Below are 13,025 nucleotides of genomic sequence, written 5' to 3' on the forward strand. Positions count from 1 at the left end.
TGGATGCCGGGACAAGTTCCGGAAAGACGGTCTGAGTTTAAGGCCCCTCACCCGCCGCTTCGCGGCGACCTCTCCCCAAGGGAGAGGTAACCATCGGCAGCCTCGGGTCCTAGATCCCCGCATACCAATCGTAACCCCGATCCTCCCAGTATCCGCCCTTGCCGCGATGGATTTGGGCGAAGCTTTCGACCAGTTCGATGCGCCGGATATATTTGGCCATCTTGTAGCCGAGCTGACGCTCGACCCGCACGCGGAGCGGGGCGCCGTTGGCGATCGGGAGGGTGGCGTCGTTCATGCCGTAGGCGAGGATGGTTTGCGGATGGCGGGCATCGATCATGTCGATGCTTTCGTAATAGGGCGCGCCGGTGGCGCTGCCGCCATAATAGTCGAAGCAGTGGAAGACGCAGTAGCGCGCATTCGAATGCGGCCTGACCTCATCGAGAACGCTCGCCAGGGGCACGCCGGTCCATTTGGCGATGCAGCTCCAGCCCTCGACGCAATCGTGCCGGGTGATCTGGGTGCGGGCGGGCATGTTGCGCAGCTCGGCGAGCGAATATTCCCGCGGCGTTTCCACAAGGCCATCGACGCGAAGGCGATAGTGGAAGAAATTGTTCCTGGCCAGGAACAGATATTCGGGGCTGTCGGGATCGACCGAACCGTTGGGGCGCATGCCCTGGCGGATTTCGCTTTCGGCGAATTCGCGGGCCAGCGCCTCGCGGCCCAAGAGAGCGCGCTGGGCTGTATAGGTGAGTTCGTTGGCAGCCGCCATGGTATCGCGGACCGGATGACCGGGACGCAACACCGCGTCGAACTGGTCGCAGCCGGCCAGGGCCAATCCGGCAACGCCGGCAGCCGAGGCGGTGAGAAACTTGCGGCGGTTGAGGACGATGCGGCTCATTGCTCTGCCTCGGGTTCTGGATCGATACGGTAACGCCCGGTGATCATCGAGCGCATCGTGTTGATGGGGCCGGCCAGCAACACCATGACGATATGGATGATGAAAAAGCCCACCAGCAGCACCATGACGATGAAATGGATGGTGCGCGCCGTCTGCCGGCCGCCGAACAGATCGACCAGCCACGGCCAGGCCACATCCATGCCCGGAGACATGGTGAGACCGGTGAGGACGATCAGCGGAAACAGGATGAGCAGGACGATGCCGTAGCTCAATTTCTGCAGCACGTTGTAATGGCGCGTGTGATGGAAGCGAAGCCGCGCATGCGCGGCGACATCGCGCGGCAGGGACCGGATATCGGCCCCGCTGGGAATGATATCGCGGCGCAGATGGCCGTTGATGAAGCTGGCGAGAAACCACACGAACATGGTGGCGACCAAAAGCCAGCCGAAGAAGAAGTGCACCACCCGGCCGGTGGCGAGATCCTGATAGGACGGAATGGTCAACCAGGCGGGAAAGGCCCGCACCCTCTCCTGCCCCTCCGGCCCCGAATAGCCGAAAACGCCCGTCGTTTCGAAGGTGTTGCCGAAGATCGTCGTATACCCGCCGATCGAACCGTCTGGCTTATATTGAGCGCTGATCGAAAAGACCGAATTGGAAAATTCGAACCCTGATTGCTGGCCGATATAGAGACTGGGATGGGCGTTGAAGATCTGCAGCCCGGTCAACAGCAGGAAGAACAGGCAGATCACCCACACCCAATGGGTGAGGCGGGTCCAGATCGACTGGCGCTTGATGACGATGGGTCGGGGCTCGGCGCCGGTATCGACATCGCGCGTTGCAACTCGCTCCATAGTGCTCATCATATCCCTCCCGCGTCCGGATCATACATACGACGTTCGGCCACCGATTGTTACAGGTCTGCGCTCACAATCTGGTGCATGACAAAATCGTCATATATTGACCACCCGGTCAAAATTCAGGCTTTTCAGCCATGGTCAACTGTGTTTGACTTGCCTGCATATGCAGGGCGTCGGCCTGTAATCGAACCGTCGCAAATGCATGGAATAGAGGCGGTGCACGTCTCACACGACAAAGGGAACAGGGACATGAAACATCTGCTGCTCGGCGCATCGGCGCTGGCGCTGCTCGCTGGGCTGGCCGGCCCGGCCAACGCCCAGGACGGCGAGTTCACGCTCAACATCCTGCACATCAACGATTTCCACTCGCGCTTCGGCCCGATCACCGACACCGATTCCAACTGCGACGCGGAAACCGACGCGGCAGGGGAATGCTTCGGCGGCATCGCGCGTCTGAAGACCGCGATCGACGACAAGCGCGCCGAACTCGAAGGCGAGAACGTGGTGCTGCTCGACGCGGGCGACCAGTTCCAGGGTTCGCTGTTCTATACCCAGTATCGCAGCGAGATCATTTCCGAATTCGCCAATGACCTGGGCATCGAACTGATGGCCGTGGGCAACCACGAATTCGACGACGGCCCCGAAGAGTTGGCCAAGCTGCTCGATGCGGTGGAGTTCCCGATCATTTCGGGCAACACCAATGTGGAAAACGAGCCGCTGCTCGAAGGCCGCATCCCGGGCACCCATGTCATGGAAATCGGCGGCGAGCAGATCGGCTTCGTTTCGGCGCTGGCTGAAGACACCGACGAGACCTCTTCGCCCGGCGATGGCGTGGAATTCGAGGACGTCTTCGAAAGCCTCACCGCGCAGGTGGAATCGCTCGAAGCCGAAGGCATCAACAAGATCATCGCGCTGACCCATGTGGGCTTCACCGTCGATCTGGAAATCGCCTCCAACGTGCCGGGCATCGACGTGATCGTGGGCGGTCACTCGCACACGCTGCTGTCCAACACCGACGAGAACGCGGCCGGCGGCTACCCCACCCTGATCAACGGGCCGGACGGCAACGAAGTGCCGGTCGTCACCGCCTATTCCTATGCCAAATATCTGGGCGACCTGGTCGTCACCTGGGACGCGGAAGGCAATGTGATCTCGGCCGAAGGCGATCCGATTCTGATCGATGCTTCGATCACCCCCAACGAAGAGTATGTGGCGCGTCTCGCAGAACTCGAAGAGCCGATCCTGGCCCTGATGGAAGAGGTCATCGGTTCGACCACCGAGCCGCTCGAAGGCAGCCGTGAAGTCTGCCGCGTCGAGGAATGCACCATGGGTAACCTGGTTGCCGATGCGATGCTGGAGGCCACGGGCGCCGATATCGCCATCCAGAACGGCGGCGGGTTGCGCGCGTCCATCGACGCCGGCGACATCACCATGGGTGAAGTCATCACCGTGCTGCCCTTCTCCAACACCCTGGCCACCGTCGAAATCTCGGGTGCCGACGTAATCGACGCGCTTGAAAACGGTGTTTCCGATGTCGAGGGTGGCGCCGGCCGCTTCCCGCAGGTCGCCGGGCTGCAATACGCCTATACCCTCGCCAACCCCGTCGGTGAACGCATCAGCGACGTGATGGTGCAGGACGAAGCCGGCGAGTGGGTGCCGATCGACGAAGAAGCCACCTACACCATTGCCACCAACAACTACATGCGTGGCGGCGGCGACGGCTACGGCACCTTTGCCGAAGGCGACAACCCCTACGACTTCGGCCCGCCGCTGGAACAGGTTCTGGCCGATTACATCGCCGAATTGGGCGGTGAATACACCCCCTATACCGATGGCCGGATCACGGTTGTCGAATAAAGGCTCTCATCGATAAATGAGAAGGGCGCGTCCGGTGACGCGCCCTTTTCCTTTGCCCTCAACGGTCGAGGCTCATAGCGAGTGCGGTTGCTGAATTCCGGGAACAAGTCCCGGAATGACAGGGTGCGTTTGAGGTGGTGCTTTCCATCGTCCCCAACCCCGTTCCGGGGTAATCGCGGTCTGGAGGGCGCTTTCGCGATAACGCTTGCTAGCCCACGGCGATTTCCTGGCGTTTTTCGTTTGAGACGAAGCCTAGGTCGAGCACCTTCTGGAGTTCGGCGGCGTAGCGGAAGCCGGGATCGCCGTTGATGCCGGTGGCGACGGCTTGGGCGAAGCGGTGGTAATTGGTAGGCACCGGCTCGACCTGGACCGGCTGCCATTGGGCCATTTCCACATCATCGCCCACGCAGATCTGCAGCGAGGAGCCGTTCATGCCGTGCTGGACCTCGAGCCCGCCCTTGTCTCCATAGGCGCGCAGCCGCAGGGTATTGAGATAGCCCGACGCCCAGCGGGTGGCGTGGACGACGCCAAGGGCGCCGGAGCCGAATTCGAGGCTCATGGTGAAGCTGTCATTGGCGTCGAGAACATAATCCTCGATCCGCCCATCGGGCGCCTTGTCGAAGGCGCGCAGGCGGCAGAAGGCGTTTTCGATCGGCGAGTTGATGCCGAACACGGCAAAATCGAGGATATGCACCCCGATATCGCCCAGCGTGCCATTCGAGCCATGGGCGGTCGACAGGCGCCAGAGCCAGGTGGGATCGGTTCGCCAGTCGCCCCAGGCGCGCGAAACCAGCCAGCTTTGCAGATAGCTGGCTTCGACGTGCTTTATCTCCCCGATCGTGCCCTCGTCGACGAGCTGGCGGAATTTCTGCAGTTCGGCCACGTTGCGATAGGTGAGGTTGACCATGTTGATCAGCCCTGCCCTTTCGGCGGCTTCGGCCATTTCGATGGCATGATCGTAGTGAGTGGCCAGCGGCTTTTCGCAAAAGACATGCTTGCCGCCGGCAATGGCCTGCATGGACGTCTGATAGTGGAAGCGATCGGGCGTGACGTTGGCCACCGCGTCGAAGGCGCCCCAATCGAGCGCGTCATCGAGTGAGGAGAAGGTGCGCGGGATCTGATAGCTGTGCGCGAAGCGCGAGGCACGCTCGGAATTGGTATCGATGGCGCCGACGATCTCGACGCCTTCGATTGCGGCGAAATGGGCCGCATGGCTGGCCGCCATGTTGCCCGTGCCAAGGATCACAAGACGCATGCTGCGCCTCCCGCGATAGCTCGATGATCGAATATGTTACCGGTAGCCTTCTTCGCCCGGCTTGTGCAGCTTGGGCCCACGCTCCTTTATGGCCTCGGGTGCCTTTTCCACCGGCACGTTCGGCGCATCGTTGATGGTGGTGAGGGCCGGCTGCGGATTATGCGCCCATTTGACGGCGTTGCGCAGCACCTTGCCCACCGTTGCGTCGTGATAGGTGGGATAGGTTTCGTGGCCGGGGCGGAAATAGAAGATATTGCCGGCGCCGCGCCGATAGGTGATGCCGGAGCGGAACACTTCGCCGCCCTGGAACCAGGAGATAAAGACCGTTTCGAGCGGCTCGGGCACCGAGAACGGCTCGCCATACATCTCCTCGTTTTCGAGGATGAAATGCTCGGGCAGCCCTTCGGCGATGGGGTGGCGCGGATTGACGACCCAGATGCGTTCGCGCTCGCCCGCCTCGCGCCATTTGAGAGCGCAGGGCGTGCCCATCAGGCGCTTGAATATCTTGGAGAAATGTGCCGAGTGGAGAAGGATCAGCCCCATCCCTTCCCAGACGCGCTGGGCCACGCGCTCGACGATCTCGTCCTGGACATCGCCATGGGCGGCATGGCCCCACCAGATCAGCACGTCGGTTTGCGCCAGAACGTCCTTGGTCAGCCCGTGCTCGGGGTCCTGCAACACCGCGGTGGATGCCGTAATGCCGGAATCCATCTCGAGCAGGGAAGCGATCTGGGCGTGCATACCATTGGGATAGAGCCCGGCAACGATTTCGCTTTTCTGCTCATGAACGTTCTCGCCCCAGACGAGCGCCTTGATCGTCATGTTGGTTTCTCCTGTCCCGGCCGCATGGCCGTCCAAATCGTTTTGGATTTAGCGCCCTGCATGCCCTCCGGGCGCGGCGCGCTCCCCCCCACCGCTCTATCGTGTTCGCGCGCCCGTTGGGAGAGGCAAAATGCATCAGGCGAACACAAAAAGAGGCGGAAGGTTCCGCCTCTTTCCCAAACTCGATTTTGTTTTCCGGCTACTCGATCTGGTCGGTGACGACCGTGGTGTAGGCCCCTTCGGGCTCGGCGGTGATGGCCGGATTGTCCGGGGAGACGGCAGAGAGCAGCGTCGCTACGGTTTGCTCATACGCTTCGATATCGAGCGCAGGCGTATCGCCAACCAGAGCGGCGGCCTCGATGACCTGATAAGTCTGGCTTTCCAGCGTCAGAGCGCCCGACATATCGTTGTTGAGGACGATCTGGGCGGCCTCTTCGGGGTTGGCTTCGGCATATTCCCAGCCGCGCATGGAGGCTTCGACAAAGGCCACCATAGCCTCGACGAACTCGGGGTCCTCAAGGCGGTCCTCCATGACGTAGAGCCCGTCTTCAAGCATGCCCACGCCCTCGTCGGCGAAGTTGAAAAGGGTGAGGCTGTCTTCGGGAATGCCGGCGTCGAGCACCTGTTTGTATTCGTTGTAGCGCATGACCGAGATGCAATCGGCCTGGCCCTGAAGGAGCGGATCGGCCGAGAACGCCTGGCGCAGAACTTCCACGCCCTCGGGGCTGCCGTCGGTGGGCAGGCCAAGCTGGGCCATCCAGGCGTAGAAGGGATATTCATTGCCGAAGAACCAGACGCCGAGCGTCTTGCCCGGGAAATCGTCGGTGGACGTAACCCCGCTTTCCTCCGAACAGACCATTTCGAGCGCCGTGCCGGCGAAAGGCTGGGCGATGTTGACCAGTGGCACGCCGCGCTCGCGCGCCGCGAGACCAGCGGCCATCCAGGTGGTGATGACATCGGCGCCGCCGCCGGCGATCACCTGCTCGGGGGCGATGTCGGGACCACCGGGATTGATTGTGACATCGAGCCCGGCTTCTTCGTAATAGCCAAGATCCTTGGCCACCAGATAACCGGCGAACTGGCCCTGATTGACCCATTTGAGCTGGAAGGTGAGCGGATAAAGATCCTGCGCGAAAACGGGCGAAGCCGTGGCGAGCAATACGCCGGCCAAGGCTGCGATCTTGAAAGACTTCATGATGTGGTTCCCCTTTGAGCGAACGCGGACGGAGCGCCATGCTCCGCCAGCACATTCAATGGCCGCAGGCCGCGCATTTGCCGCGCGCGGTCTGCGGTTCGTTCAGCGCGCCCGTCCCCCACGCATCGACGGGTGCCAGAAGGTGACGGCGCGCTCGATGAGCGCGATCACCCCGTAGAACAGCGAGCCGGCGACCGCGGCCACCGCGATCTCGGCCCAGACCATATCGACTTGCAGTCGTCCGATGGCCGCGGATATCCGGAACCCCATCCCCACTACCGGGGTGCCGAAAAATTCTGCGACGATGGCGCCGATCAGCGCCAGGGTCGAATTGATCTTGAGTGCATTGAAGATGAAGGGCCAGGCCATGGGCAAGCGCAATTTGACAAGCGTTTGCCAATATCCGGCCGCATAGGTGCGCATCAGGTCCTTTTCGATTGTTCCTGTGGCGTTGAGGCCGGCCACCGTGTTCACCAGCATCGGAAAGAAGGTCATCACCACGACCACCGCCGCTTTCGACTGCCAATCGAAGCCGAACCACATGACCATGATGGGCGCGATGCCGACCAGCGGCAGCGCGGACACGAAATTGCCCACCGGCAAAAGCCCACGCTTGAGGAATGGCGAGCGGTCGATGGCGATGGCGACCAGAAAGGCCGAGCCGCAGCCGATGGCATAGCCGATCAGCACCGATTTCAAAAACGTTTGCTGAAAGTCCGGCCAGATGGGGTTGGGGATCGAGGCGAGAAGCCGCGCCCAGATGGCCGATGGCGGCGGCAGGAGGACGGCGGGCACGTTGAACCCGCGCACCAGCCCTTCCCAAATGACCAGCAGCACGACGCCGAAAATGACCGGGACGGCGACGTTGATCGCCGTCCGTGTCGTCCGGTCGCGGGCGCGGACGTGCACGAGGAATTCGTTGACGCCCCAGCCGGCGAGCCAGACGGCGAGTGCGGTGATGATCCAGCCGGTATTCATGCCGGCGCTCCCATGGCTTTCCGGGTGAGCTTTTCCATGCCGCCGATCAAAAAGATCAGCGCCGCCGATAGCGCCGCCGCCATCAAAAGCGCCGCCCAGATCTGGGTGGTCTGGCCGTAATAGGAACCCGCCAGCAGCCGCGAGCCCAGCCCGCCCGCCGCGCCGGTGGGGAGTTCGCCCACGATGGCGCCGACCAGCGAGGCGGCGACGCCCACTTTCATGGAGGTGAAAAGATAAGGCACCGCCGCCGGCCAGCGCAGTTTCCAGAACACCTGGCTGCCGGACGCATTGTAGGTGCGCATCAGATCGAGATGGATGGCTTCGGGGCTGCGGAAGCCTTTGACCATGCCCACGACCACGGGGAAGAAGGAGAGATAGGTCGAGATCAGCGCCTTGGGGATCAGCCCGGTCAGCCCCACCGAATTGAGTACCACGACGATCATCGGGGCGATGGCAAGGATGGGAATGGTCTGGCTGGCGATGATCCAGGGCATGAGCGAGCGATCCATCGCCCGGTTGTGAACGATCAGCACCGCCAGCCCGATGCCGAGCAGCGTGCCGAACAGAAAGCCCAGCCCGGTGGCCGAGAGCGTGATCCAGGCGTGGAAGATGAGGCTGCGCGGCGTATTCGCAGGGGCGATAAAGACCGAATTGTAGAACTCGACGGCCACCTGGTGCGGAGCGGGCAGCACCGGACGCTGTTGGGAGAATACGTCAGCCAGGAACTGGGTGAAGGGCACCACCGCGCCATCGCCCCGCGCATAGACCGATTGCTGCCAGGGCGTATTGAGGATGATGGCGAAGAGATACCACAGGGCGACAATGGCGATGACCACCACCGCGATCGGAACCAAGCTGCTCTCGCCCAGCCGCCTCATCGCCTATTCCTCTTGCGGATGCCCGGCCCGCAATCCCTCGCGGACGCGGGCGGCGATTTCGAGGAATTGGGGCGTTTCGCGCACCTCCAGCGGGCGCTCGCGCGGCAGGGTGGATTCGATGATGTCGGTCACCCGGCCGGGGCGCGGGCTCATCACAACGATCTTGGTTGAGAGGTAGACCGCCTCGGGGATCGAGTGGGTGACAAAGCAGATCGTCTTGTTGGTTTTCGCCCAAAGGTCGAGGAGCTGTTCGTTCAAATGATCGCGCACGATCTCGTCGAGCGCACCGAACGGTTCGTCCATCAAGAGGAGGTCCGCATCGAAGGCCAGGGCGCGGGCGATCGAGGCGCGCTGCTGCATGCCGCCCGAGAGCTGCCAGGGATATTTCTTCTCGAACCCCGAGAGGTTCACCATGGCGAGCGTGCGGGCAATCCGTTCCTGCTGCTCGGATCTTGAATAGCCCATGATCTCGAGCGGCAGCGCAACGTTGCGCTCGATGGTGCGCCAGGGATAAAGCGCTGCGGCCTGGAAAACATAGCCATAGGCACGATCCTTGCGCGCCTGTTCGGGCGAAGTGCCGTTGACCGTGATGGTGCCGGAAGTGGGCCGTTCGAGATCGGCGATGACCCGCAGGAAGGTGGTTTTCCCGCAGCCCGAGGGGCCGATGAACGAGACGAACTCGCCCTTGGAAATGGTGAGGTCGACGTCCGAGAGCGCGTGGACGGGGCCGTCGGCGGTTTCGAAGGTAAGGCCGAGGTTTTGAGCGGAAACGACTTCAGTCAAAGAAAGGCCCCCTCACCCGCCGCCACGCGGCGACCTCTCCCCCAAGGGAGAGGTATTTCCCCGCCATCGCCTCGCCTTTTCACCTCTCCTTTGGGGGAGAGGTCGGCTGCGAAGCAGCCGGGTGAGGGGGCCTTCCGATGCGTCCCATTCATCCAGATCAGACCCCGCTGGCCGGAATGCCGCTGCGCTCGATCTTGCGCGGCGCGGTCAGTTCCTTCCATTTCGAAAAGGCGGTGTTGACCGGCATGTTCGGCTCTCGCGCGACGAACTGGCCGTGGCCGGGCTCGTGCTTCATGGTGTCTTCCTCGACCGAAACCTTGCCGCGAGTCAGGACGAAGCGCGGCAGACCGGTGACCTCGTGCCCCTCGAAGACGTTGTAATCGATGGCAGACTGCTGGGTCTTGGCCGAGATGGTCTTGCTTCGCCGGGGGTCCCAGACGATGAGATCGGCGTCTGCGCCTGGGAGGATCGCACCCTTTTTCGGGTAGCAGTTGAGGATCTTGGCGATGTTGGTGGAGGTGACGGCGACGAACTCGTTCATGGTCAGCCGGCCGGTGTTCACGCCATAGGTCCAGAGCAGCGGCAGGCGATCCTCCAGCCCGCCGGTGCCGTTGGGGATCTTGGTGAAATCGTTGATCCCGGTGCGCTTCTGGTCGGTGGTGAAGGCGCAATGGTCGGTGGCGACCACCTGGAGCGAGCCGGCGGCTAGGCCCGCCCAGAGCGAATCCTGGTGCTGCTTGTTGCGGAAGGGCGGGCTCATGACCCGGCGGGCGGCGTGGTCCCAATCCTTGTCGAAATATTCGCTTTCATCCAGGACGAGATGCTGGATCAGCGGCTCACCATAAACCCGCATGCCCTTCTGCCGCGCCCGGCGGATGGCCTCGTGGCTTTCCTCGCAGCTCGTGTGGACGACATAGAGCGGCACCCCGGCCATATCTGCGATCATGATGGCGCGGTTGGTGGCTTCGCCTTCCACTTCCGGTGGGCGCGAATAGGCGTGGGCCTCAGGGCCGTTATTGCCTTCGGCGAGAAGGCGCGCCGATTTCTCCGCGACGATATCGCCGTTTTCGGCATGAACGAGCGGCAAGGCACCGAGCGCGGCACAGCGCTGGAAGCTGGCATAGAGCTCATCGTCATTGACCATGAGCGAGCCCTTATAGGCCATGAAATGCTTGAAGCTGGTGATGCCTTTTTTGACCACCTCTTCCATTTCGTTGAACACCTGCTCGCCCCACCAGGTGATCGCCATGTGGAAGGAATAATCGCAAGAAGCCTTGCCCGATTTGTTGTCCCACATCGACAGCGCTTCGAGCAGCGACTGGTTGGGGCTGGGGAGGCAGAAATCGACGACCATGGTCGTCCCGCCCGAGAGCGCGGCGCGCGTGCCGGATTCGAAGTCGTCGCTCGAATAGGTGCCCATGAAGGGCATTTCGAGATGGGTATGCGGATCGATACCGCCGGGCATCACATAGCAGCCCGTGGCGTCGAGGGTTTCGTCGCCGGAGAGGTTCGGGCCGATCTCGACGATGGTGTCGCCTTCGATCTTGACGTCGGCCTTGTAGGTGAGGTCGGCGGTGACGATCGTGCCACCTTTGATGACGGTGCTCATGATGATGTCCCTTTGTCTTTTGGTAAAGGCCCCCTCACCCGCCGCTTCGCGTCGACCTCTCCCCCTAAGGGAGAGGTAATCAGTGGCGACGGCCGTCGTTTCACCTCTCCCTTGGGGGAGAGGTCGGGCTTCGCATAGCGAAGACCGGGTGAGGGGGCCTTTTCAAGATGATGCGCCAATGTGATCAGTACGCCCTCGATATTTGCGAGAACATCATTGTTCCAAAAGCGCAAAACCGCATAGCCATGCTCTGCGAGAACCGTGTCGCGGTGTGCATCGTGTGCCGATTTAGCGTGTTGTCCGCCATCGACTTCGATGATTAGATCCGCTTCCCGGCAGGCGAAATCCGCAATGTAAGGGCCTACCGGCGCTTGGCGCACGAATTTGAAGCCATAGAAATTGCGGTTCCTTAGGTGATACCAGAGTTTGTGCTCGGCATCGGTCATTCGCCCTCGGAGCGCTTTGGCGGCCTTTGCCGCGAACTTCGTCTTGAGCGTGGTCATAAGGCTCCCTCACCCGCCGCTTCGCGTCTTTCCCTAAGGGACAGGTGGGTAGTGGCAGACGAAAAAGCCCCAGCGCCACCTCTCCTCTGGGGGAGAGGTCGGCTGCGCGGCAGCCGGGTAAAGGGGCCTTTCTTCATCACCCCACCACCTCCGCGGTTTCCAGCACCGCGTGCAGCAGCACGTCGGCGCCGGCGGTGGCCCATTCCTTGGAGATTTCTTCCGCCTCGTTGTGGCTCAGCCCATCGACGCAGGGGCACATGACCATGGCGGTGGGATAGAGCTTGTTGATCCAGCAGGCGTCATGGCCGGCGCCCGAAACGATGTTGCGGTGCGAGTAGCCCAAATGCTCGGCGGCATTGCGGATGGCGGTGACGCAGCTCTCGTCGAAGGTGACGGGATCGAAATGGCCGGCGATCTCGATCTCCATCGTTAACCCCAGCTCTTCGGCAATCGCCGGCGCTTCGGCCTCGAAGCGGGCTTTCATCGCGTCGAGGATCTCCTGATGCGGGGAGCGGAAATCGATGGTGAAGACCACCCTGCCGGGAATGACGTTGCGCGAATTGGGGTGGACGTCCACATGGCCGATGGCGCCGACCGCATCGGGCTGATGGCTCATGGCGATCTGGTGGACGAGCTCGGTCATCCGCGCCATGCCCAGCCCGGCATTCCTGCGCATCGGCATGGGGGTGGAGCCGGTGTGAGCCTCCTTGCCGGTCAGCGTCACCTGCAACCACCATAGGCCCTGCCCGTGGGTGACGACGCCGATATCCTTGCCTTCCGCTTCCAGGATCGGGCCCTGTTCGATATGGAGCTCGAAGAACGCCTTCATCTTGCGCCCGCCAACCTCTTCGTCACCTACCCAGCCGATGCGTTTGAGTTCATCGCCAAATTTGAGACCCTTGGCGTCGGTGCGCTCATAGGCCCAATCGAGCTCGTGCACGCCCGCGAATACGCCCGAGGCCAGCATGGCCGGGGCGAAGCGGGTGCCCTCCTCATTGGTCCAGTTGGTGACGACGATGGGGTGTTTGGTTTTCACCCCGAGATCGTCGAGGGTTCTGACCAGTTCGAGCGCGCCAAGGACGCCCAGCACGCCGTCATATTTGCCGCCGGTGGGCTGGGTGTCGAGATGGCTGCCGACATAGACCGGCAGGGCGTCGGGGTCGGTTCCCTCGCGGCGGGCGAACATGGTGCCCATCCTGTCGACGCCCATCTGGAGGCCGGCTTCGTCGCACCATTTCTTGAAAAGTTCGCGGCCTTCCCTGTCGGCATCGGTCAGGGTCTGCCGGTTGTTGCCGCCGGCGACGCCTGGGCCGATTTTGGCCATTTCCATGATCGAGTCCCAGAGCCTGTCGCCATTGATCCTCAGGTTGTCACCGAGATGGGGCATGCT

At 62.2% G+C, this 13,025-nt stretch carries 12 protein-coding genes; 1 reads left to right on the plus strand and 11 read right to left on the minus strand.

The window, feature by feature from the left end; translation table 11 throughout:
• Nucleotides 1-109: 109 nt before the first annotated feature.
• Together NO932_RS14230 and NO932_RS14235 are read right to left on the minus strand one after the other, a co-directional pair.
• Nucleotides 110-898, minus strand: a complete 789-nt coding sequence (locus NO932_RS14230; protein WP_309207950.1) for a molybdopterin-binding protein — start codon at nucleotides 896-898, stop codon at nucleotides 110-112.
• Nucleotides 895-1,749 carry a cytochrome b/b6 domain-containing protein gene (locus NO932_RS14235; RefSeq protein WP_309211050.1) on the minus strand — a complete coding sequence of 285 codons (855 nt, stop codon included), beginning with the start codon at nucleotides 1,747-1,749 and terminating at the stop codon, nucleotides 895-897. Before NO932_RS14235 ends, NO932_RS14230 begins: the two co-directional genes overlap by 4 nt.
• A 255-nt stretch (nucleotides 1,750-2,004) precedes the next feature.
• Between NO932_RS14235 and NO932_RS14240 the strand changes: the two genes are divergently transcribed.
• The gene (locus tag NO932_RS14240) at nucleotides 2,005-3,612 is read left to right on the plus strand and encodes a 5'-nucleotidase C-terminal domain-containing protein (RefSeq protein WP_309207951.1); all 1,608 of its coding nucleotides are present in this window, start codon (nucleotides 2,005-2,007) and stop codon (nucleotides 3,610-3,612) included.
• A gap of 208 nt (nucleotides 3,613-3,820) precedes the next feature.
• On the opposite strand, the gene NO932_RS14245 is transcribed toward NO932_RS14240, so the two are convergent.
• The 9 genes from NO932_RS14245 to NO932_RS14285 form a co-directional block, all read right to left on the minus strand.
• Nucleotides 3,821-4,867: a Gfo/Idh/MocA family oxidoreductase gene (locus NO932_RS14245; protein WP_309207952.1), complete on the minus strand. Its 1,047-nt coding sequence runs from the start codon at nucleotides 4,865-4,867 to the stop codon at nucleotides 3,821-3,823.
• Between the two features lie 36 nt (nucleotides 4,868-4,903).
• Nucleotides 4,904-5,689, minus strand: coding sequence for a ThuA domain-containing protein (locus NO932_RS14250; RefSeq protein ID WP_309207953.1), 786 nt, complete (start codon nucleotides 5,687-5,689; stop codon nucleotides 4,904-4,906).
• Nucleotides 5,690-5,888: 199 nt separating this feature from the next.
• The gene (locus NO932_RS14255; RefSeq protein WP_309207954.1) at nucleotides 5,889-6,884 is read right to left on the minus strand and encodes an ABC transporter substrate-binding protein; all 996 of its coding nucleotides are present in this window, start codon (nucleotides 6,882-6,884) and stop codon (nucleotides 5,889-5,891) included.
• A 102-nt stretch (nucleotides 6,885-6,986) separates the two neighbouring features.
• A complete protein-coding gene (locus tag NO932_RS14260) occupies nucleotides 6,987-7,862 on the minus strand; it encodes an ABC transporter permease (protein ID WP_309207955.1) in 876 nt (291 codons plus the stop codon).
• Entirely contained in the window at nucleotides 7,859-8,740 is an 882-nt protein-coding gene (locus NO932_RS14265; RefSeq protein WP_309207956.1) for an ABC transporter permease, read from the minus strand. Before NO932_RS14265 ends, NO932_RS14260 begins: the two co-directional genes overlap by 4 nt.
• A 3-nt stretch (nucleotides 8,741-8,743) precedes the next feature.
• On the minus strand, nucleotides 8,744-9,523 hold the full coding sequence (locus NO932_RS14270; protein ID WP_309207957.1) for an ABC transporter ATP-binding protein: 780 nt from the start codon (nucleotides 9,521-9,523) through the stop codon (nucleotides 8,744-8,746).
• A gap of 157 nt (nucleotides 9,524-9,680) precedes the next feature.
• Nucleotides 9,681-11,132, minus strand: coding sequence for a dihydropyrimidinase (gene hydA / locus NO932_RS14275; RefSeq protein WP_309207958.1), 1,452 nt, complete (start codon nucleotides 11,130-11,132; stop codon nucleotides 9,681-9,683).
• Nucleotides 11,129-11,635, minus strand: a complete 507-nt coding sequence (locus tag NO932_RS14280; protein ID WP_309207959.1) for an endonuclease domain-containing protein — start codon at nucleotides 11,633-11,635, stop codon at nucleotides 11,129-11,131. Before NO932_RS14280 ends, hydA begins: the two co-directional genes overlap by 4 nt.
• 136 nt (nucleotides 11,636-11,771) lie before the next feature.
• Nucleotides 11,772-13,022: a Zn-dependent hydrolase gene (locus NO932_RS14285; RefSeq protein ID WP_309207960.1), complete on the minus strand. Its 1,251-nt coding sequence runs from the start codon at nucleotides 13,020-13,022 to the stop codon at nucleotides 11,772-11,774.
• Nucleotides 13,023-13,025 lie beyond the last annotated feature (3 nt).

The sequence above is a fragment of the Pelagibacterium sp. 26DY04 genome (genome assembly GCF_031202305.1).
Lineage (GTDB): Bacteria > Pseudomonadota > Alphaproteobacteria > Rhizobiales > Devosiaceae > Pelagibacterium.

Excerpts from the sequence above, each read along its gene's own strand:
- NO932_RS14240 (WP_309207951.1), top strand. The coding sequence starts at position 2,005 with ATGAAACATCTGCTGCTCGGCGCATCGGCGCTGGCGCTGCTCGCTGGG.
- NO932_RS14260 (WP_309207955.1), bottom strand. The coding sequence starts at position 7,862 with ATGAATACCGGCTGGATCATCACCGCACTCGCCGTCTGGCTCGCCGGC.
- NO932_RS14245 (WP_309207952.1), bottom strand. The coding sequence starts at position 4,867 with ATGCGTCTTGTGATCCTTGGCACGGGCAACATGGCGGCCAGCCATGCG.
- NO932_RS14230 (WP_309207950.1), bottom strand. The coding sequence starts at position 898 with ATGAGCCGCATCGTCCTCAACCGCCGCAAGTTTCTCACCGCCTCGGCT.
- NO932_RS14255 (WP_309207954.1), bottom strand. The coding sequence starts at position 6,884 with ATGAAGTCTTTCAAGATCGCAGCCTTGGCCGGCGTATTGCTCGCCACG.
- hydA (WP_309207958.1), bottom strand. The coding sequence starts at position 11,132 with ATGAGCACCGTCATCAAAGGTGGCACGATCGTCACCGCCGACCTCACC.
- NO932_RS14285 (WP_309207960.1), bottom strand. The coding sequence starts at position 13,022 with ATGCCCCATCTCGGTGACAACCTGAGGATCAATGGCGACAGGCTCTGG.
- NO932_RS14265 (WP_309207956.1), bottom strand. The coding sequence starts at position 8,740 with ATGAGGCGGCTGGGCGAGAGCAGCTTGGTTCCGATCGCGGTGGTGGTC.
- NO932_RS14250 (WP_309207953.1), bottom strand. The coding sequence starts at position 5,689 with ATGACGATCAAGGCGCTCGTCTGGGGCGAGAACGTTCATGAGCAGAAA.
- NO932_RS14280 (WP_309207959.1), bottom strand. The coding sequence starts at position 11,635 with ATGACCACGCTCAAGACGAAGTTCGCGGCAAAGGCCGCCAAAGCGCTC.
- NO932_RS14235 (WP_309211050.1), bottom strand. The coding sequence starts at position 1,749 with ATGGAGCGAGTTGCAACGCGCGATGTCGATACCGGCGCCGAGCCCCGA.